Below are 17,649 nucleotides of genomic sequence, written 5' to 3'. Positions count from 1 at the left end.
GGGGCCTTTTTCTTTTGCAGCAGTCCTTTCGTGTTCACGTATCCGATTGCATCTCCGACCGTTGTCAGAGGCCTTGATCCTTGCGGTCGCGAGAGAACCGCGCGACGAGCGCTGGCAGTTCCTCCCCGACGAATTTGACGAATTCCACACCGAGAGGCCCGTCGGCCGATATCCGCACCTCCTTGGCCGAAAGCTTCCAGGAACCCAGCTTGTTGCCGGAAGCATCGGACAAGTCCGTGCCGTCCTGGCGTACCGCGTTCGCGGGTTTTATGGTTTCGAAAGCACGCTGGAAGCGTTGATCGGACAACGGCGAAGCGGCGCGCGCCTCAGACAGGATCTGTCGAGCGGCCGCAACGGATTCCGGATGGTCAGCGATTGTCTTGGCGAATTCGAGCCAGCGCGGCCGGCCAATCTTTGGCGCGCGACCGATGGCCTCGATCACGTCGGTCGGGACCACGCGGTAAACGCTGCGCATCTTGGCGAGCTCCGGGTCGTCGATCGACAGTGCCGCCTTTATGTCGCGCGGCTTGATACCGGCGTCGTCCATGCGCGAGGCGAATAAGGCGCGTTCGATCCAGGTGAGATCTTGCCGGCTCGCATTCTCGACGCCCTGAGCAACGACCAGGTCCAGATCCGATATTTCGACTTCGATCGCGCGAACGGGCTTGCCAAGCTGTTTTGCGGCAAGCCACCGCCGGTGGCCGTAAATGATCTGGTAGCGTCCCGCCGACGAGGGGTGTTTGCGAACCTGGACCGGAACCTTCTGTCCTTCTGCATCGATCGAGCGCTTGAAGGCTTCGAAGTCGGCCCCGTCATCGTCCGGCAGCCTGTCCGGATAGGGGGAGGGATCGACCAGTGAAGGATCAAGCTCTCGGATCGCGCCGCCACCCGACTCGACCAGTGCTTTCAGCCGATCGCGCTCGGCCCGTATGTCGTCGATCGCTCGATGCGCGGCACCGACCACGCCGGCGCCGACCCGATTGGGAGCAGCAGGAGGAGCGGGCGTCGTCGATTGCTCTTTCGCAGCAAGGTTGCTTTCCAGTTCGGCCGAAAGCAGGCCGAAGCTGGCGACGATCGATTTGCGGGCGTTCTTGCTCATTCACGTCCCCAGCTCGAGTTGATCAAACGAATGATGGCCTCGTTCACGCCATCGACAGCTTCACGGGCCCGCTTGTGCGTGTCGCGGCCGATCTGGCCCATTTCGAGCTCATAGATCGACCGTTTGGCCAGGCCCGCCGCCTCGACTGCCGTGCTTTCGATCGCGGTCGGCAGGAGCACGTCCGAGCCGAAGAGATGACGCAACATTGCCACGACCTGCGACTGAGGTGCGTCGTTCGGATCGTGCCGCGTCACGAGGTAACGAATGAAATCCTGGTCGAGCTGAGCACCGTTATCGTTCAACACGCCGATCAGGTCGCCCATCATCAAGAGGAACTGGCTCATCGATGCAACGTCGAGCATCGCCGGGTGAACGGTGATGATCATGCTCGTGGCGGCGTAAATCGCGCTCAGCGTCAGGAAGCCGAGGGAAGGAGGCGTATCCAGGAGGACGACGTCGTAGTCGTCTTCCACCTCGGAAAGTGCGAGTTTCAAGCGCTCGAAGAAGATGGCGCCGGAGCTCGATTTGCTTGCGAGCACACGCGGCGTCTCGTGCTCGTATTCCATGACTTCGAGGTTGCCCGGTACGAGATCGACGCCTTCGAAGTAGGTCTTGCGGATGATGTCCCGGATCGGCCGGCGCTCGGCATCGTCGTAGCGAAGTGCCGCGTAAATCGTTTCGTTGGCGCCGACATCGAGTTCCGGCTGCGCGCCAAACAGTGCCGAGAGCGATGCCTGAGGATCGAGATCGAGCGCGAGTACGCGATAGCCATTGAGCGCCAGATAATGCGCAAGATGGACACATGTGGTCGTCTTGGCGCTACCGCCTTTGAAGTTGGCGATCGCAAGGACCTGAAGATGTTCGCCCGGGCGGCGGCGAGGCAGGAAGCGGAGCGCCTCGGAAGGCTTCTGCTTTGCAAACAGCTCCCGAAGCTCGTTGATCTGCGCGAGCGTGTAGACCCGGTGATTGTTCTCCAGGCGGCTTGGCTTGGGCCCGCGCCCCTCGGACGACATCAGCTTCAGCGTCGAATCCGGTATGGATGTCAGCTTCGAAACTTCGTTCGTCAGAAACGACCTCAAGGTCTTCTCGGACTTCGGCGGATACATGCGCGTTCGCAGTTGCTGCAACTGGCTCGACAAAAGACCGGCGTGCCGCAATATCTTGGCGGCAGCGTCTTCCTTGAGTTGAACGTCAGTTTCTGCAGGTCTAGCTATCGCCATTTTTCCCTCTTGGCGGCCGAAAGTCGGTTTACCGGCCATTGCCCGCCAAAGATAAAACACGATTCTCCCGGACCGTCCAGAACAATAGGGTTAACAAAGCCTCAAGGCTGATTGTGAAGCTTACCCGACGAAACCCCATCAACCTATTGGATTCGTTCATCTTTCCTGGACGAGATGGGCCACCAGGCGATGAGTTTGCGCACACCTTTGTTCGCCCAGACCCACAACCGAGAGGCGATTGCGCGAGCATTGGGCCTAGACTCGTGAATCGGCACCGACCCGCCAGCCGCGAATCATCTGCAGACGTTCGGTTTACGCGCTAATGCCGATAGTCCGCCCAGTCAGTGCCTCATCATCCTTGGTTGACCCTGCATGTCCCACTGCTGCGCGAAGGGTCGCCTTGAGCCAGGACAAAACTGCGCAGGCGAAATGCGCCTGCGGAGCAGACATCCGTTGGATTGTCGAGGCACCACGCCGGCTGGGCGACCATCTTTGATCGCTGCTTCCACATGGACAGCATCAGGACAACGACCAGGGAGGCCAAGCGTGACCAGCGAAGCGTTGTCGCGCGGCAGGTTCAATCCGCCCTTTTCGATGGGCTTGGTCAGAAAATCACCGAAGGCCGTGCCAAGGCTATTTGAGAAGACGACCGCAATCCAGAATAGGGTCTCGGTATCCCGGCGGTTGACGTGCGCGACATCAAGCTTGGCGTCCCGCGAATACCAAACAGCGAGCGATATTGCGAGCCCGAGCGTCAGGATGATTGACCCGAGAGGTAACCGAGGCCGAAGGACCGATCGATCATATCGGATATTTCCGTGCCGGCCGTGGCGGTCGCGACGATCGCCAGCCAGAACAGCGGCGAATAGAATTTCCGTGCGGAGATCTGCGCGACGAGGACGACCAGCAACGCTGCAAGTGTGATGCCGAACCCGACATAATAGCCGAGATTGAGTGTCATGGAGATGAAGTCGCCTGCGGTCTCACCAAGGGTGGTGGCGAGGATCTTCATGATCCAAAAAACCAGCGTCACTGCGGCGACCTTGGTAAGTGGCGCGGCCGTGGGCGTTTGCCGGAGAGCTCAGATGCGGTTTTTGAAACCATGATGCTTCCTATCGGGAAAAATGGTTGACCGTCTCGACGTGGGGTGATCGGCGAGAGAGGTGATCGCCGGGACGCCGAGGTCTTCGCACCTGGATTGGATGCGACTGAACCCTCAGGCCCCGCGGTTCTCGGGCCGAGCCGGGCGGATGGCCTGCCGCGCCGGATATTGAGGACCGATTCTCACGGTGGCTTTACGCAGAACTTACGGATTCGTAAGGGAACGACGCCTGAGAAGCCCGATCACATTCAGCCGCCCGGCGGGCGCCTCGCAACGCCCTGATGGTCTGTGCCATGGCGAGTGTGCAAGCACGTCTTGGGGTGGCAGCGCATGTATTGAGAGGGAAGGGCGTACCGCAGCAGCGATGGCTGGCCGGACCGAGAAAGCCACTCGGGCGCGCGACGAGATAAATTGCGGCTCGGCAGCGCCCACCTGTGGCACCCGCGCCGCATCACAAAGGAGATCACGCGATCCCTTACTTCGACCGAGGTACGGCCCTGAAAACGCCAGCACTCGGCGACTAAGCGCATACCGGTGACTATGAGACACCTGATGGAGGCTGGATGGATGTCTGGTCCCAGGCCGCGGCCATGCGCTAGCCACTTGCGGCCCAACAGAGAGGGCGGACCTTTCGGCTGCAGCGAACGAGGGGAGCGCCGTCCCGGCGCGCCCCTCAGGCTCGACCAATGCCGCGGGCGTCTAGCTATGGACCGCGGCGACCAGGCGGCGGCAAGCGTCCACGAGGTTCGGCTCTTGAAGCAGGGCGCCGCCGATGAGGTACATGACGTCGTTGCCGTAGGCTTCGCGCATCTCGGGGACCCGCTCGAAGGTCATGCCGCCACCGGGAGCGGCGACGATCGCCTTCGGCCCGCCCATGTCGACCGCGCAGGCCCGGGCGATAGACAGGCATTCCTCTCGCGTGAAACCGAAGCGGCCTCCGAAGTTCGGATAGATCACCGCGTCCGCCCCCATCAGCCGATGCAGCGTGCCGAAGAAGGACCGGTGCGAGAAGCCGCAATCGGAAGAGACCACATTTGCGCCCGAGAAGGCCGGGTGCGAAACGATCGGCAAGGTGAAATCGGGGTCGGCTGCAAGCGTGCGGACGACATCATAACCGGTCAAAGCCGGGGCCAGCATTACCGCACCGGCACCGGCTGCCTGCGCATCCTTCGCCCGCTCAAGCACGGCTGAAGCCGGCCCGGTGACATTCGGCACGAAGCTCGTGTTGCCACCGGTTTTGGCATTGGCCTCGCCGACGGCCGCGATGCAGGCCCTCAGGCGTTCGGAAAAAGGCGACGTCACCTGATCGACGAGACCGTGGTCGTCCTTGACGAAGTGCATGCCGCCAAGCGCGAAATCGTGGGCACGGCGCGCAAGTTCGGATGTCGAAAGCCCGACGGGCTTGATCGCCGACATCAAAAGAGGGCTTTCGCCCACGCCTGCGCGGGCACGAAGCCCGGCAATACCGTGCTTCGGTCCTGCGCAAAGCGCAAGGATACCCGGAGAAAGACCGATATCCTCGACCTTCAGGCCGGGCTTGATGGAACTGTTGCCGAAGATGACGTTCAAGAGCTGCAGAAAGTCGCCGCCGACATCGTCGTCGGAATAGGAGATCGTGGCGAGAAAGCCCGGCCGGCCGGCCGGATCCGGCTTCAGGTCCTCCAGCTTGCCGAGGATCTCATCCTCGACATAGCCTTTGGGAACAGCGCTGCGCGGAATTTCGACGGTCTGCTCCAGCGCGATGTCGAGCGCGCGCGCCTTAGCCTCCTCGGCCTCAGCGGCGCGCACGTAGTAGGTGACGGTGAAACGCGGAGCCACTAGAGCGCCTCCGCCTTCTGTGCCGAATGCACGTGATCGATGCGGACCTCCGTCAATTCGTCCTCGCCAATCTCCAGCGGCTTTCCGACGAGATCTCCGATCGCGCCAACGAGCGCGCTCGCATCGAGCCCATACTTCTTCATGAGGTAGGGCTTGGACGCGCCATGGGCGAAGGTGTCGTTGAGGCCGAGCCGCTTCAGGCGGACGCCGAGGCCTTCTTCGGCCAGAATTTCCGCAACGAGCGAGCCGAGGCCACCGACGATGGTGTGGTTTTCCAGCGTGACGACCCCCTTCTTGCCACGCGCGGCCTTCAAGAGGCCGTCGCGATCGAAGGGTTTCAGGGTCGAGGCGTGCAGGTGGGTGATGCCGATGCCGCGTGCCTGAAGCGGTTGGGTGGCGCGCAGCGCTTCCTCGGTGCAGACGCCCGAGGAAACGACGAGTATGTCGTCGCCCTCGGACAGGACCCGCAGCTTGTTGAACGCGAAAGGCGTGGAGAAGAGACGCGGGACCTCGCCGCGGAGCACGCGCACATAGACGGGCCCGTCGATGCTGTCGGCCACATCGAGAACGGTCTCAACCTCGGTGGCGTCACCGGTCTCGAGGATCGTCATGTTCGGTACGGCGCGCAAGACCGCAATGTCTTCGATCGCCTGATGGGTGATGCCGCCGGGCGTGGTGATGCCGGGCAGGAAGCCCATCAGCCGAACCTTGCGGTTGGAATAGGCGATGGAGTTGATGAGTTGGTCGTAGGGGCGGCGGTAGAGGAAGACCGAAAAGGTGTGAATGAACGGGCGGTAGCCTTCCATCGCCAGCCCGCCAGCAAAGGACAGCATGTTCTGCTCGGCCATGCCGAGCGAGAGGAATTTCTGCGGATGCCGGTCGCGGAAGCCGTCGACCTCGCAGGAGGATGTCAGGTCAGCGGAAAGGCAGAGGACCTCGGGCCGTGCGGTGGCAAAGGTTTCGAATGCCTTGGCGTAGGGACGATTGACGATCTCGACCATGTTCAGGCCCCTTTCATTGCGTCGGCGTCGACGCCGAGTTCGGCCGCAAGTGCCGCCTGCATTTCAAGCCGCTCTTCCGCGCTCTTGAAACGCACGTAGTGAAGCCGCGGGAAACGTTTTTTGAGGAAGTCCATGCCCTGGTAGGGTGAGGTGTTGGCGAGGATCACCAGCGGCTTGCCCGGTTCCGCGCTTCCGGCCGCGGCCCTCAGCGCGTCGAGATCATGACCGTCCACCGACCGGCAGGTGACGCCGAAGGCGCTGACGCGGGCCGCAAGATCGCCAAGGTCGAGCACCGACGACATCGCGCCGTCGCATTGCTGGCGGTTCACGTCGACGACGACGCGGATGTTGTCGATGCCATGATAGCTCATCGCCGCAAGGCACTCCCAGGTCTGGCCTTCCTGGAATTCGCCATCCGACATGTAGACCCAGACCTTGCCCGGCTCCTTCTTCTGCAACCGCGCCCAGGCGACGCCCGAGGCCATGGAGAGACCCTGCGCCAGCGAGCCCGTGGTCACTTCCATGCCGGGGCTGTGCTCGGCGCCGATCATCTCGACCGAACCGCCATCCTTGTTGAAATGGTCGAGCGCGTGCTCGTCCATCCGCCCCATCTCAATCAGCGCCGAATAGATGACGAGCGCATAGTGGGCGGGCGAGATGAAGAAACGGTCGAACGCCGGCCCGACCGGTCCGTGATAGCCGGCACCGGTGAAAGCGTCCGGATTATGCGCAGAAGGAACACCGCGAAACGGCAGCGGCACCTTCGGCAAGGTCGGCTCGCCGAGCGTCAGAAGCTCGTTATAGAGCAGCGCCAGGCTCTCAGCGGCCGAGCAGGCCTGGCTGAGATAACCGCCATTGTTCTTCATCGTGTGGAAGAACACGCGCCGGCGGATGCCGAGCGCGATCTCTTCCGTTGAAACCCGGTTCGTGAGTGTCATCGTCTCAGCTCCGTTCTGGGAAAAGCGCCTTGAGGCCCTCGGGCGACGGCGTTGCGATGCCGCGCTCGGTGATCAGGCCGGTGATGAGGCGGGCGGGCGTGACGTCGAAGGCCGGATTGGCGGCGGGGCTGCCCTCCGGCGAGATGCGCACGCTGGCAATCGAGCCGTCACTGGCGCGCCCCTGGACGAAGCTTACCTCGTCGGCGGTGCGCTCCTCGATCGGAATTTCCTTAATCCCGTCGCGCACCGTCCAGTCGATCGTCGGCGAGGGGAGGGCGACATAGAAGGGGACGCCGTTGTCGCGCGCGGCAAGCGCCTTCAGGTAGGTGCCGATCTTGTTGCAGACATCGCCGTTGGCGGTCGTCCGGTCCGTACCGACTATGACCATATCGACATCGCCGTGCTGCATCAGGTGCCCGCCGGCATTGTCGACGATCAGCGTGTGCGGCACGCCATGACCGTTCATTTCCCAGGCGGTGAGATAGGCGCCTTGATTGCGCGGGCGCGTTTCGTCGACATAGACATGCACCGGAATGCCTTCCTCGACAGCCATGTAGATGGGGGCAGTCGCCGTGCCGTAGTCGACGGTCGCAAGCCAACCGGCGTTGCAATGAGTGAGAATGCGCACGGGTTCACCCGGCGCCTTCTTTGCAGCAATCTCGCGGATGACCTTCAAGCCGTTTGCGCCGATGGCGCGATTGAGTTCGACATCTTCGGCCGCGATCTCGGCGGCGCGATCATAGGCTGCCTTGGCACGCTCGCCTTCCGGCAAGGGGCGCAGATGGTCGCGCATGGCGTTCAGAGCCCAGCGCAGGTTGATCGCGGTCGGGCGTGTTTCGTTGAGCTCCTCCCAGACGGCGTCGAGATGGGCGTTCGACGGGTCCTTGGCCATCGCAATCGCGACACCGTAGGCGGCGGTGACGCCGATCAGTGGTGCGCCGCGCACCCACATGTCGCGGATGGCGACGGCGACATCGGCGACCGTCTTCAGTGTCACGACACGGAACTCATGCGGCAGCCAGCGTTGGTCGATGATGTCAACGGAACGGCCGTCCTCGTTGAGCCAGATCGTATGGTAGTGGCGTTCTCCGACTTTCACGCTGATGTCTCCTTCTGAAGGCGTTCCGCAAGCGCGCGGATGTCCTTGAGGCTGTGGATATGATGCCGGTTGACGGCAAGGTGACGCCCGAGCTTCAGCGCCCTGGTTTCACAGGCAGCGCGGCGATCGGGGTCGATAATGGTTTCGAAGTCGGCGTTGTGGGCGAGCCCCAGGATACGGCGGTGCATCTCGACGCCGGCAAAGCCCAGCATCTCGCGCCAGATCTCGTCGATGACGATGTCGAGCGCCTGTTCGGCGCCGAACGGGTCGTTGCGCGCTTCAAAGAGGCTTGCCTGATAGAGAATGCCGTTACGCTCGGTGCGCCAGAGATGGGCGAATTCGGTGCGGAAGGTTTCCCAGATGACTTCGACCGTATCGAGCAGATAGCTACGCATGCTATCGCGGGCACCGGTCCCGTTTTCGTGGCCGCTCTGCGAAAAATAGCTCATCCAGAAATTGGCAAGCAGCATGCCGACGTCGAAGCTGATCGGTCCGTAGAACGCGAACTCCGGGTCGATGACACGGGTCTCGTCGTCCGTCGCCATCACTGAGCCGGTGTGCAGGTCGCCATGGCAAAGCGTCTCCGCCTTGGCGGAGAAAAGATGCTTCAGCCGTTGCGCTTCGACCTTGAGGTCGCGGTCGGCGCGAAGCTCGGCCACAATGGGATCGAGCTGCGGCGTAGTGTGCCGATTGAGCTCTGCCTCGAAATAGGGATCGGAGAACACCAGGTTTTCGGTGATGTCGCAAAGCTCGATATTGTCGGCGAAAAGCGCAAGGTCCGCCTTCTTCTCGCGCGTGGCCATGGAGAGGTCGGAGCCGCGAAAGAGCGTACGTGCGACGAAGAGGCCAAGGTCACGCCCGATTTTCGGGAGCTGCCGCCCGTCGATCAGCGCGCGCCTCAAAATCACGTGCGGCGTCAGGAACTCCATGACGATGAGCGCCTGGGATTCGTCGAAGAAATAGATTTCGGGCACGAGTCCGGGATCGCGCGCTGCCTGACGCTTGAGGGCATGATATTCGAAATAGGAGCGCTTCAGCGGCAGCGGCCAGCTTTCGCCGACAAGGCGCACATAGGGCAGCGCCTGCTTGACGATGGCAGCACCCTTGTCTCCGGTGACGATGAAGACCAGGTTCAGGTTGCCGTCGCCGACTTCCTTGACGCTCCAGCGCGAAAAGTCCGGCCCGATCTTTTCTCTCAGGACGGCGTTGCCACCGAGTTTTTCCGGTAACGTCGCAGCGCTCAGCGCCTCGAAGACGTGCTTGTCCATATCGTTCTCCTCCAACGCATGGCGCGGGCCTCCACCGCTCGCAGCCATGCCGTGTGTGGTCACAACTAAGGCGGCATTATAGCAAATGTCAATGGCCTTGACATTTGACGGACGGCTATCCTAACCTGCCTTCATCGGGAGGAGAGAATGAGCGAACAGGCAGTGTTTCGCATTGAGGGCGTGCGCAAATCCTTTGGGCCGGTACCGGTTCTTCGAGGGGTGGATCTCGATCTCAAGGCTGGGGCGGTTACCGTTCTGATGGGCGCCAACGGCGCCGGCAAATCCACGCTCGTGCGGATCTTGAGCGGCGTCTACACGCGCGACGCCGGCACGATCACGCTCGCCGGCATGGCCTTCGAGCCGACGACCCCGGCCGAAGCGATCCGCGCCGGCGTCGTCACCGTGCATCAGAACATCAATGACGGGGTGGTCGCCGATCTCGACGTGGCCACCAATCTGACGCTCGATCGTTTGAACGGACGCGGTGCGCGGCTGTTCTTCAACCCGCGCAGGGTGCGGCGCGAGGCTGCCGCGGTCGCGTCGCGCATGGGGCTTGCGATCGATCTTGCCGCCAATATCAACGACTTGACGCTTGCCGACCGGCAGATGGTGGCGATCGCCCGTGCCATGGCGCACGAGCCGAAGGTGCTGATCCTCGACGAGCCGACCTCGTCGCTGTCGAGCGCCGAGGCTGACCGCCTATTTGATCTCGTCGATCGGTTGAAGGCGCGCGGGGTCGCCATTCTCTATATTTCGCATCGCATGTCGGATATCCGTCGGCTGGCCGACAGCATCGTCGCCCTGCGTGACGGCCGCATCAGTGGCCGCTTCGAAGGGCCGGAACTGGACTATGAGGGCGCCGTCAACGCCATGCTCGGTCGCAAGGTCTCGGCAGGGGCCGTCGATCTTCGCGACGGCGGCGCTCCGGTCTTTGCCCTCCGCGGCCTGAAGCTATCGGAACAGGCGCGCCCTTTCGATTTCACCCTCCGCGACGGAGAAATCGTCGCCGTTACCGGGCTTGTGGGCGTCGGCAAGACGGCGCTCGCCGAGACCCTGTTTGGCGCGCGCACGCCGTTCGCCGGTGAGATGATGCTCGACGGCGCGCGCTATGCGCCGGGAAGCACGGGCCGGGCGATCGCCCGCGGCGTCTTTCTTGTCGCCAAGGACCGCGCCGAAAGCGGCATCGTTCCCGACTTCAACATCTACGAAAACATCAGCCTGCCGTTCCTTAGCCGGCTCTCGCGCTTCGGCATATCGAGCCGGCGGGCGGAAAAGACCAAGGCCCGCCAGCAGATCGCGGCGCTTGGCGTCGTCTGCCGCAGCGAGCGCGACGAGTTGCAGACACTTTCGGGCGGGAACCAGCAGAAGGTGATGGTCGGGCGCTGGCTTTCCGAGCCGTCGCGCCTGCTCATCCTGGACGAACCCTTCCAAGGCGTCGACATCGCCGCACGCCGCGACATCGGCGAAAAGCTGCGGGCCTCGGCCGCGGGCCGCGCCACGATCCTCTTACTGACCGAACTCGACGAAGCCTTCGAAGTCGCCGACCGCATCCTCGTGATGTCGGAACAGACCATCGTCGGCGAGCACCGCAATGCCAACATCGATGTCGAGCGGCTCCTGTCGGAAATCGCCGGTCAATTCTATCAACAGGTCCATGCGTCATGAGCAGTGAACAGAGCAATTCCGCAGCACCGGTCGCGGTCCCTTCAAGCGCATCGGGAATTCGCGAGGCGGCGATCAAATACGGCTTCCTCGTGCTTCTCGCCGGGATGGTCCTTTATTTCTCGCTCGTGACCGGCGGCTTCGCCTCGCCGCAGAGCGCCGTCTTCATCCTGCAATCGGTGTCGATCACCGGCATCCTGGCGCTGGGCGTGACGGCCACGCTGGTCGTCGGCGGCTTCGATCTTTCGATCGGCTCAGTCGCGACAACGGCGATGATGGCCTCATCCTATGTGATGGTGGTGATGGGCGGCGACGCACTGACCGCAACACTCGTGTGCCTTGCCATCGGCGTGCTGGTCGGTTTCGTCAATGGCGTCATCATCGTCTATATGCGCGTGCCGGATCTGCTGGCGACGCTCGGCATGATGTTCCTCTTGCTCGGCCTCCAGCGCATCCCGACAGAGGGCCGGTCGATTGCAACCGGCATGACGCTTCCCGACGGTTCGGTCGCCGAAGGCACCTTCAGCCCGGCCTTCCTGGCGCTCGGCCGCCATCGCTTCGATTTTATCCTGCCCAATCTCGTGCCGGTTTCGGTCGTGGTGCTGATCGTGCTTGCGATCCTGATCTGGTTCTTCCTCGAATACACCCGCTTCGGCCGCATGATGTATGCCGTCGGCTCCAATGAGCGGGCAGCCGGCCTCGCCGGTGCGCCGGTCAATGCCTACAAGATTTCCGCCTACATCATCTCCGGCGTCTTCGCTTCAATCGGCGGCATCCTGCTTGCCGCCCGCCTTGGCCGCGGCGACATCGCGTCGGGCAACAACCTGCTTCTCGATGCGGTTGCCGCCGCGCTGATCGGCTTTGCCGTTCTCGGCGCCGCCAAGCCGAACGCGTTCGGCACGGCGATCGGCGCGCTCTTCGTCGGCATCCTGCTGCAGGGGCTGACGATGATGAACGCACCCTATTACACCCAGGATTTCATCAAGGGCGCCGTCCTCGTCGCTGCCCTGATCTTCACCTTTGCGCTCTCGAAAAGAGGCAAACGCTGACGGGGTTCCCTTCAGCGGAAAACAAAAAGTTCACCAGTGGAGGAGACTGACATGAACATGACTCGCAGAAGCCTGGGCCGCTTGACGCTCGGGTTGATGGGGGCCGCCGCCTTCGGCGTGCCGTCCTTTGCCGCCGACATGCCGAAGCCGTTCGACAAGGCCGGCGACGTCAAGATCGCGCTCGTGCGCTACCTTTCGACAGGCGACTTCTTCCAGTCCTATCTCGCCGGCGTCGAGGCGCAGTCCAAGGCGCTCGGCGTGCAGCTTCAGGTCTTCGACAGCCGCCAGGACGCAGCGCTCCAGGCCGATATGGTCGACCAGGCGATCGCACTCGGTGTGCAGGGCATCATCATCCAGCACGGCCTGACGGAATCGATGAAGGAAGCCGCCCAGCGGGCGGTCGACGCCGGCATCAAGGTCGTTGCCTTCGACGTCAACGTCGAAAACGAGAAGATCCCGCAGATCGAGCAGTCCGATCGCGACCTCGCGCGCCTCGCGCTCGAGCAGGCCGTCAAGGACAATGGCGAGAGCTTCAAGGCTGGCTACGTCTATGTCGCCGGCATCGCGCCGCTCGACCGCCGCGACGAGACCTGGAAGGAATTCAAGGCCAAGTATTCCGGCATCGAGGAAGCCGCGCAATTCGGGACCATGGACAACCCGATCGCCAACTCGGTCGCCAACCAGGCCCGCGCGGTGATTTCGGCCAAGCCCGACATTACCGTGATGTTCGCGCCCTATGACGAGTTTGCCAAGGGCGTGAAGATCGCAGTCGACGAGGCCGGCCTTTCGTCCAGCGTCAAGATCTACTCGGCCGACATTTCGACGTCTGACATCGCCGCCATGCGCGAAGCGGGCTCGGCCTGGACGGCAACGGCCGCCACCAACCCGGCCGTCGTCGGCCAGGTCTCGGTCCGCTCGCTCGCCATGCTGCTTGCCGGCGAAGACCCGGGCCGCCAGGTGGTCGTACCGCCGACGCTGATCACCCAGAAGGACCTGAACGATCAGGACATCAAGAACATGGAAGAGCTCGGCGTGAAGCTGCCGCAGTTCGCCCATGCAGATGTTGCCATGCCCGCATGGATGCCGAAGCCTTAATCTCCCAAGGCGAAACGAAAGGGGCGGTCGATCAGACCGCCCCTTTTTTTGTCCTGATTACTCTAATTCGCTTTCCGCCTTTGGCTGCACCCAGGCTTCGATCGCCGTCTCGGGGTAGATATGCACGGAGCCTGGCTCGAAATGGCTTTCGATCGCGTAGCCGAGGCTGGTCAGGTCTGTGCGATACCAGCCGACGATCTTGCCGCGCCATGAGGCGCGGCCTTTCTTGGCTGCATAGTCACCCATTTGAAACGCGGCATCTGCGGGCCATCGATCGACCATTTCGTCTCCATCCGAACAACTCTGGCGGGAGACTGCAGTGTGGCACGTTTTTACGCTTAGACGGAAGCACTCAGCGCATCGCCGCTGCGATATTGCCGCCATCCACAGTCGTCACATCCGCGGTGGTTCGTTCTGCGAGCGCGTGGTGCACGAAGGCGCGCGCTACGTCCTCGGCCGTCACTTCGAGACCGAGCAGGTTTCCGCCCATGTAGTCCTTGACCGAAAGGCCGCGGGCGGCTGCGCGATTGGCGATCATCTCGTCGTTTAGCAGGCCCGAGCGGATGCGGTCGGCGTTGACGGCATTGACGCGGATATGATCAGTGCCGTGTTCGAGCGCATACTGACGCGACAGGAACAAGGTCGCTGCCTTCGGCAATCCGTAAGCGCCGAACTTGGCGCCCGGATTGACAGCCTGCTTGGAGGCGTTGAACAGCAGCACGCCGCCGGTCTTCTGCTCCTTCATGATGCGCACGGCATTCTGCGCTACCGTCTGATGGGCGAAGAAGTTGAGCTCGAAGCTGCGGCGCAGCAGGGCGTCGTCCATGGTCGCAATCGGACTTTCCCAGGCGGCACCCGCATTGGAAACGACGATATCGACGCCGCCGAAGGTCGCGACCACCTGGTCGAAAGCGGCGCGAACGGATGCCGGGTCGGTGATGTCGCAGGCGATGCCGATCGCGTTGTTGCCCGCCGCCTTTGCCACGGCTGCCGCCTTGTCGCCGTCGAGATCGAGCACGACGGCATGGGCGCCCTCGGCGACGAAGGCCTTGACGATCGCCGCACCGATGGCGCCGGCGCCACCGGTGACGAGCGCAACCTGACCGGTAAACGGCTTCGGCCTGGCGCCGGCGAGCTTCGCCTGTTCCAGCGACCAGTATTCGAGGTCGAAGAGATCCGGCCGGCTCACCGGCTCGAAACGGCCGACGGATTCGGCGTCGCGCGCAGCCTCGATCCACATCTCGCCGACATCTACGGCGATCGTCGCGTCCTTGTACGTGCGGCCGTGGCCGAACATGCCAAGCCCCGGCACCAGCGTCAGGCGCGGCATGGGATCGAGCATGATGCGCTTGACGTCGTCGCGTGCGTCGTTGGTGTGGAAATACCCAGTGTAGTCTGCAGCAAAGGCAGCGACGCGCGCGTCGATCACGGCCCGGTAGCCCGAAAGAGCATCTTTAGCCGGCGCCGGAAGCACCATCGGGCCGGTCTTGATGCGGATGGAAAGATCGGGCGTCGAAACGCCCCTGGCGGCCATCTCCTCAACCTGTTGCGCGTTGACGAAGTCGAGGATAGCGGGCGAAGTGCGGAACACGCTGACCATGCGGTCAAAACGGCCCTCGCCCTTGTCGACAGCAACGGCACCGCGCAACATCGGCGCGATATCGGCTGGGCTTGCAAGCGCTGCCGGCAGGGCGGCCGGCGTGAACGGATTGTGCCCGTTGGCCTTCACATGCTCTTCGGCGAGCGTGACATAGTGGATCATCCGCTCATAAGCTTCCTTCGCAGTGTCGGCGAAGGTGAAGATCCCGTGCTTGTCGAGGATCAGCCCCTCGACCGTCGGATCCTGGTCGAACACGTCCGCCGCAGCCTTCGCCAGCGCGAAGCCCGGCATGATGTAGGGCACGAAACCCATTTTCCTGCCGAAGAGTTCGGCGCACATCTCCCGGCTCCTGGCCTGGTCGGCGATGGCAAGAATGGCGGTCGAATGGGTATGGTCGACGAACTTGTGCGGCAGGAAGGCATGCAGCAGCGCCTCCACCGACGGGTTCGGCGAGCCCGGATCGATGAGGTTGGCGCGCAGCAAAGTCACCATGTCCTCGTCCGACAGCCGTTCGAGCTTGCGGCTCTTCAGCAGCGGCGCGATCTTGACGGCGGGCAGGCCGGCGGGCTCGATCGTGCCCATGTCCCAACCACTGCCCTTGACGCAAAGCACGGCATGCGTGTCGCCGACAAGGTCGGTGATTTCGGTTTTCACCGAAGTGTTGCCGCCGCCATGCAGCACGAGCCGCGGCTCGCCGCCAAGCAGCCGCGTCGTATAGGTCCGCAGCGCCAGATCGCGGCCGATGCCCTTGGTTTGATAGCCCGCAACGACCTTCTCCGCCTCGTCATCGCGCCAGAGATTTTCCATAAGTTCAGCCTCCCGATAAACCGGCCCGGCCGGTATCGGCGGACCCAAATTCGAGGCTCAGGGGGCGCCTGAGCCGCTCTTGCCAAGCCCTTCACGGTTCCAGCGATCCAGGACCTTGCGTGCCATCGACTCGGTGATGACGAGATGCGAGACGAAGCCGCCCTTCAAGGCCGCCATCAGCGGCTCGAACTTGCTGTCCTCCTGGACGACCAGCATGCGCTTCTTGATCGTGCGGATGGATGCAAGATCGGCCGAAATGCAGCGGCGATTGTGCTCGCAATCCATCCATTGGCCGTGGCGGTCAATGAGCTGTCCGGCAATGACGCCGGCCGCGCCCTTTTCACCCATGGCATGCATGTCTGCAGCCGAGAGCGCCCCGCACTTGACGAGGTGGCTGTCATCCTCGATGCCGCCGACCGAGTAGAGCGCCAGGCCACAGTCGGAGATGGTGGCGAGTTGTTCCTTGATGACCGGTTCACCGCGTAGTTCTTCGGCCAGCCGCTCGGAGGAAAGAACAAGCGGCGCATAGAAATTGATGCCTTCGGCATTCAGACGGCGCGCGATTTCCGTCGTGCATTGATCCGGGCGGTAGGAATAGGGCGCGCCGAGATTGCCGCAAAGCTGCACGACCGTAACACCGCGCAGGTCCGCAAAGGGCATGACGTCGGCGATATGATAGACGGTGCGGCCCCAGGCAACGCCGATCCGGTCGCCCTTGTTGATCAGTTCGAGAAAGACGGACGCCGCGACGACGGGCATTTCGGCAGCCGGGTCCATGGCCTGCCGGTCTTCCGGCACGAGCCACGCGGTCGTCAGCCCGGTGGCGTCTTCGAGCTCGCGGGCAAGCACGTCCTGCGAAAACAGCTCTGTCGAGGTGGTGATCGTGACGATGCCCATCTCCCGCGCCTTGCGCAGATACATGGCGATTGAGGCGCGGGATATCTCCAGCCGCTGCGCCACTTCGTCCTGGCGCAAGCCGTGCGTATAATAGAGCCAGGCGGCCTTGTGAATGATCTGGTCTGTGGCTCGGATGGGCATTGGCGGAACCTTCGCAAGATGGATCTGACATATTTCATCTATACTGACAAAAGTCAACGTCATTGACGATTGTCGCCGTCTCGTCGGCGTGACAGCGGCCGCATCCCTCTTCTGAATGATGATCCTTAAAGCGCCACGCGGAGCCGCGAACGCCGCTGCCGCCAGCAGCCGGTTGCAAACGGAATCCATATGTGAACATACTATTCATATAAGGGTCTGAATGGCGACCGAGCGACATTGCGCTCGGAAGCCAGCCAACGGGCCCGCTATTGCCGACCTATTGCATCAGGGACTGACCAATGGATGACTTCATGCCCACCGTCGGGGTGACCTCGACCCATCCCGCGGACATGCTGCAAGAGCACGCAGCACTTCCCGTGTGGAACGCGGAAAACTGGTTTTACGAGGATTGGCCGGTCGGCCAGCGTATAAGGTCCTTGCGGCGTACGATTGCCGAAGGTGACAGCCACCTCTTCAATACGCTGGTCGTCGACATCCATCCTTACGTGCAGGATCAGATGTTTGCAGAGCGAGAGGGCATCTTCGGCAGGCGTCTCGTTGCCGGCGCTTTCGTCTTCTCCGCGGGCCTCGGGCTGGTCGCCACCAACTGCGTCAACGCCTTTTCCTACGGCTACGACAAGCTGCGCTTCATCAAGCCGGTCTTCATCGGCGACACGATCTACACGATCCGCACCAACATGGACAAAACGCCCCGTTACAAGGAGCTCGGGCTTATCCGGGCCAGCTACCAGGTCTTCAAGGGCGAAGGGGAGCTGGTGCTCTACTGCGAGCACCTTCAGACCGTGAAATACAAGAACCCCGCCGACTTCGTCGGCAAGACCGAGAAGTAAGA

Annotated in this window: 16 protein-coding genes; 4 read left to right on the top strand and 12 right to left on the bottom strand. The window is 62.6% G+C overall.

Translation table 11 applies throughout. From position 1 onward, the window contains the following. Positions 1-64: 64 nt before the first annotated feature. The 9 genes from repB to mtnK all read right to left on the bottom strand — a co-directional run bounded on the left by repB (position 65) and on the right by mtnK (position 9,545). Positions 65-1,099, bottom strand: coding sequence for a plasmid partitioning protein RepB (repB, locus tag JVX98_RS31570; RefSeq protein ID WP_205239729.1), 1,035 nt, complete (start codon positions 1,097-1,099; stop codon positions 65-67). Next, entirely contained in the window at positions 1,096-2,358 is a 1,263-nt protein-coding gene (gene repA, locus JVX98_RS31565; protein WP_156134147.1) for a plasmid partitioning protein RepA, read from the bottom strand. Before repA ends, repB begins: the two co-directional genes overlap by 4 nt. A 302-nt stretch (positions 2,359-2,660) precedes the next feature. Next, a complete protein-coding gene (locus tag JVX98_RS32445) occupies positions 2,661-2,975 on the bottom strand; it encodes a hypothetical protein (RefSeq protein ID WP_246765141.1) in 315 nt (104 codons plus the stop codon). 98 nt (positions 2,976-3,073) lie between these two features. Next, a complete protein-coding gene (locus tag JVX98_RS32440) occupies positions 3,074-3,352 on the bottom strand; it encodes a hypothetical protein (RefSeq protein ID WP_246765088.1) in 279 nt (92 codons plus the stop codon). A 768-nt stretch (positions 3,353-4,120) separates the two neighbouring features. Further along, positions 4,121-5,239 (bottom strand): RuBisCO large subunit C-terminal-like domain-containing protein, encoded by a 1,119-nt coding sequence (locus tag JVX98_RS31555; RefSeq protein WP_205239728.1) that lies wholly within the window; start codon positions 5,237-5,239, stop codon positions 4,121-4,123. Further along, positions 5,239-6,240, bottom strand: a complete 1,002-nt coding sequence (locus JVX98_RS31550; RefSeq protein WP_192448593.1) for a transketolase family protein — start codon at positions 6,238-6,240, stop codon at positions 5,239-5,241. Before JVX98_RS31550 ends, JVX98_RS31555 begins: the two co-directional genes overlap by 1 nt. Before the next feature lie 2 nt (positions 6,241-6,242). Next, positions 6,243-7,178 (bottom strand): transketolase, encoded by a 936-nt coding sequence (locus tag JVX98_RS31545; RefSeq protein WP_205239727.1) that lies wholly within the window; start codon positions 7,176-7,178, stop codon positions 6,243-6,245. Positions 7,179-7,182: 4 nt separating this feature from the next. Then, on the bottom strand, positions 7,183-8,277 hold the full coding sequence (gene mtnA, locus JVX98_RS31540) for an S-methyl-5-thioribose-1-phosphate isomerase (RefSeq protein WP_205239726.1): 1,095 nt from the start codon (positions 8,275-8,277) through the stop codon (positions 7,183-7,185). After that, on the bottom strand, positions 8,274-9,545 hold the full coding sequence (mtnK, locus tag JVX98_RS31535) for an S-methyl-5-thioribose kinase (protein WP_205239725.1): 1,272 nt from the start codon (positions 9,543-9,545) through the stop codon (positions 8,274-8,276). The genes mtnA and mtnK overlap by 4 nt, the downstream gene beginning before the upstream one ends. Positions 9,546-9,692: 147 nt before the next feature. Between mtnK and JVX98_RS31530 the strand changes: the two genes are divergently transcribed. The 3 genes from JVX98_RS31530 to JVX98_RS31520 are packed head-to-tail and all read left to right on the top strand — an operon-like array spanning position 9,693 to position 13,351. Next, positions 9,693-11,210 (top strand): sugar ABC transporter ATP-binding protein, encoded by a 1,518-nt coding sequence (locus JVX98_RS31530; RefSeq protein ID WP_205239724.1) that lies wholly within the window; start codon positions 9,693-9,695, stop codon positions 11,208-11,210. Further along, entirely contained in the window at positions 11,207-12,256 is a 1,050-nt protein-coding gene (locus tag JVX98_RS31525) for an ABC transporter permease (RefSeq protein ID WP_052201864.1), read from the top strand. Before JVX98_RS31530 ends, JVX98_RS31525 begins: the two co-directional genes overlap by 4 nt. Before the next feature lie 51 nt (positions 12,257-12,307). Further along, positions 12,308-13,351: a substrate-binding domain-containing protein gene (locus JVX98_RS31520; RefSeq protein ID WP_043619406.1), complete on the top strand. Its 1,044-nt coding sequence runs from the start codon at positions 12,308-12,310 to the stop codon at positions 13,349-13,351. A 57-nt stretch (positions 13,352-13,408) separates the two neighbouring features. Here JVX98_RS31520 and JVX98_RS31515 read toward each other — a convergent pair whose 3' ends face one another. The 3 genes from JVX98_RS31515 to JVX98_RS31505 all read right to left on the bottom strand — a co-directional run bounded on the left by JVX98_RS31515 (position 13,409) and on the right by JVX98_RS31505 (position 16,796). Then, positions 13,409-13,633 (bottom strand): hypothetical protein, encoded by a 225-nt coding sequence (locus JVX98_RS31515; RefSeq protein WP_205239723.1) that lies wholly within the window; start codon positions 13,631-13,633, stop codon positions 13,409-13,411. Positions 13,634-13,703: 70 nt separating this feature from the next. Beyond that, on the bottom strand, positions 13,704-15,758 hold the full coding sequence (locus tag JVX98_RS31510) for a bifunctional aldolase/short-chain dehydrogenase (RefSeq protein ID WP_205239722.1): 2,055 nt from the start codon (positions 15,756-15,758) through the stop codon (positions 13,704-13,706). A 57-nt stretch (positions 15,759-15,815) separates the two neighbouring features. Next, positions 15,816-16,796 carry a sugar-binding transcriptional regulator gene (locus JVX98_RS31505; RefSeq protein WP_205239721.1) on the bottom strand — a complete coding sequence of 327 codons (981 nt, stop codon included), beginning with the start codon at positions 16,794-16,796 and terminating at the stop codon, positions 15,816-15,818. Between the two features lie 299 nt (positions 16,797-17,095). Here JVX98_RS31505 and JVX98_RS31500 point away from each other — a divergent pair, with 299 nt between their 5' ends. Continuing rightward, positions 17,096-17,647: a MaoC family dehydratase gene (locus JVX98_RS31500; RefSeq protein WP_205239720.1), complete on the top strand. Its 552-nt coding sequence runs from the start codon at positions 17,096-17,098 to the stop codon at positions 17,645-17,647. Positions 17,648-17,649: the final 2 nt, after the last annotated feature.

This window comes from Ensifer sp. PDNC004 (assembly GCF_016919405.1).
Taxonomy (GTDB): Bacteria; Pseudomonadota; Alphaproteobacteria; order Rhizobiales; family Rhizobiaceae; genus Ensifer.
This window is presented reverse-complemented; position numbering and strand designations above follow the sequence as displayed.

Excerpts from the sequence above, each read along its gene's own strand:
- JVX98_RS31505 (WP_205239721.1), bottom strand. The coding sequence starts at position 16,796 with ATGCCCATCCGAGCCACAGACCAGATCATTCACAAGGCCGCCTGGCTC.
- JVX98_RS31510 (WP_205239722.1), bottom strand. The coding sequence starts at position 15,758 with ATGGAAAATCTCTGGCGCGATGACGAGGCGGAGAAGGTCGTTGCGGGC.
- JVX98_RS31530 (WP_205239724.1), top strand. The coding sequence starts at position 9,693 with ATGAGCGAACAGGCAGTGTTTCGCATTGAGGGCGTGCGCAAATCCTTT.
- repB (WP_205239729.1), bottom strand. The coding sequence starts at position 1,099 with ATGAGCAAGAACGCCCGCAAATCGATCGTCGCCAGCTTCGGCCTGCTT.
- JVX98_RS31520 (WP_043619406.1), top strand. The coding sequence starts at position 12,308 with ATGAACATGACTCGCAGAAGCCTGGGCCGCTTGACGCTCGGGTTGATG.
- repA (WP_156134147.1), bottom strand. The coding sequence starts at position 2,358 with ATGGCCGGTAAACCGACTTTCGGCCGCCAAGAGGGAAAAATGGCGATA.
- JVX98_RS31545 (WP_205239727.1), bottom strand. The coding sequence starts at position 7,178 with ATGACACTCACGAACCGGGTTTCAACGGAAGAGATCGCGCTCGGCATC.
- JVX98_RS31525 (WP_052201864.1), top strand. The coding sequence starts at position 11,207 with ATGAGCAGTGAACAGAGCAATTCCGCAGCACCGGTCGCGGTCCCTTCA.
- mtnK (WP_205239725.1), bottom strand. The coding sequence starts at position 9,545 with ATGGACAAGCACGTCTTCGAGGCGCTGAGCGCTGCGACGTTACCGGAA.
- JVX98_RS31550 (WP_192448593.1), bottom strand. The coding sequence starts at position 6,240 with ATGGTCGAGATCGTCAATCGTCCCTACGCCAAGGCATTCGAAACCTTT.
- JVX98_RS31500 (WP_205239720.1), top strand. The coding sequence starts at position 17,096 with ATGGATGACTTCATGCCCACCGTCGGGGTGACCTCGACCCATCCCGCG.
- JVX98_RS31515 (WP_205239723.1), bottom strand. The coding sequence starts at position 13,633 with ATGGTCGATCGATGGCCCGCAGATGCCGCGTTTCAAATGGGTGACTAT.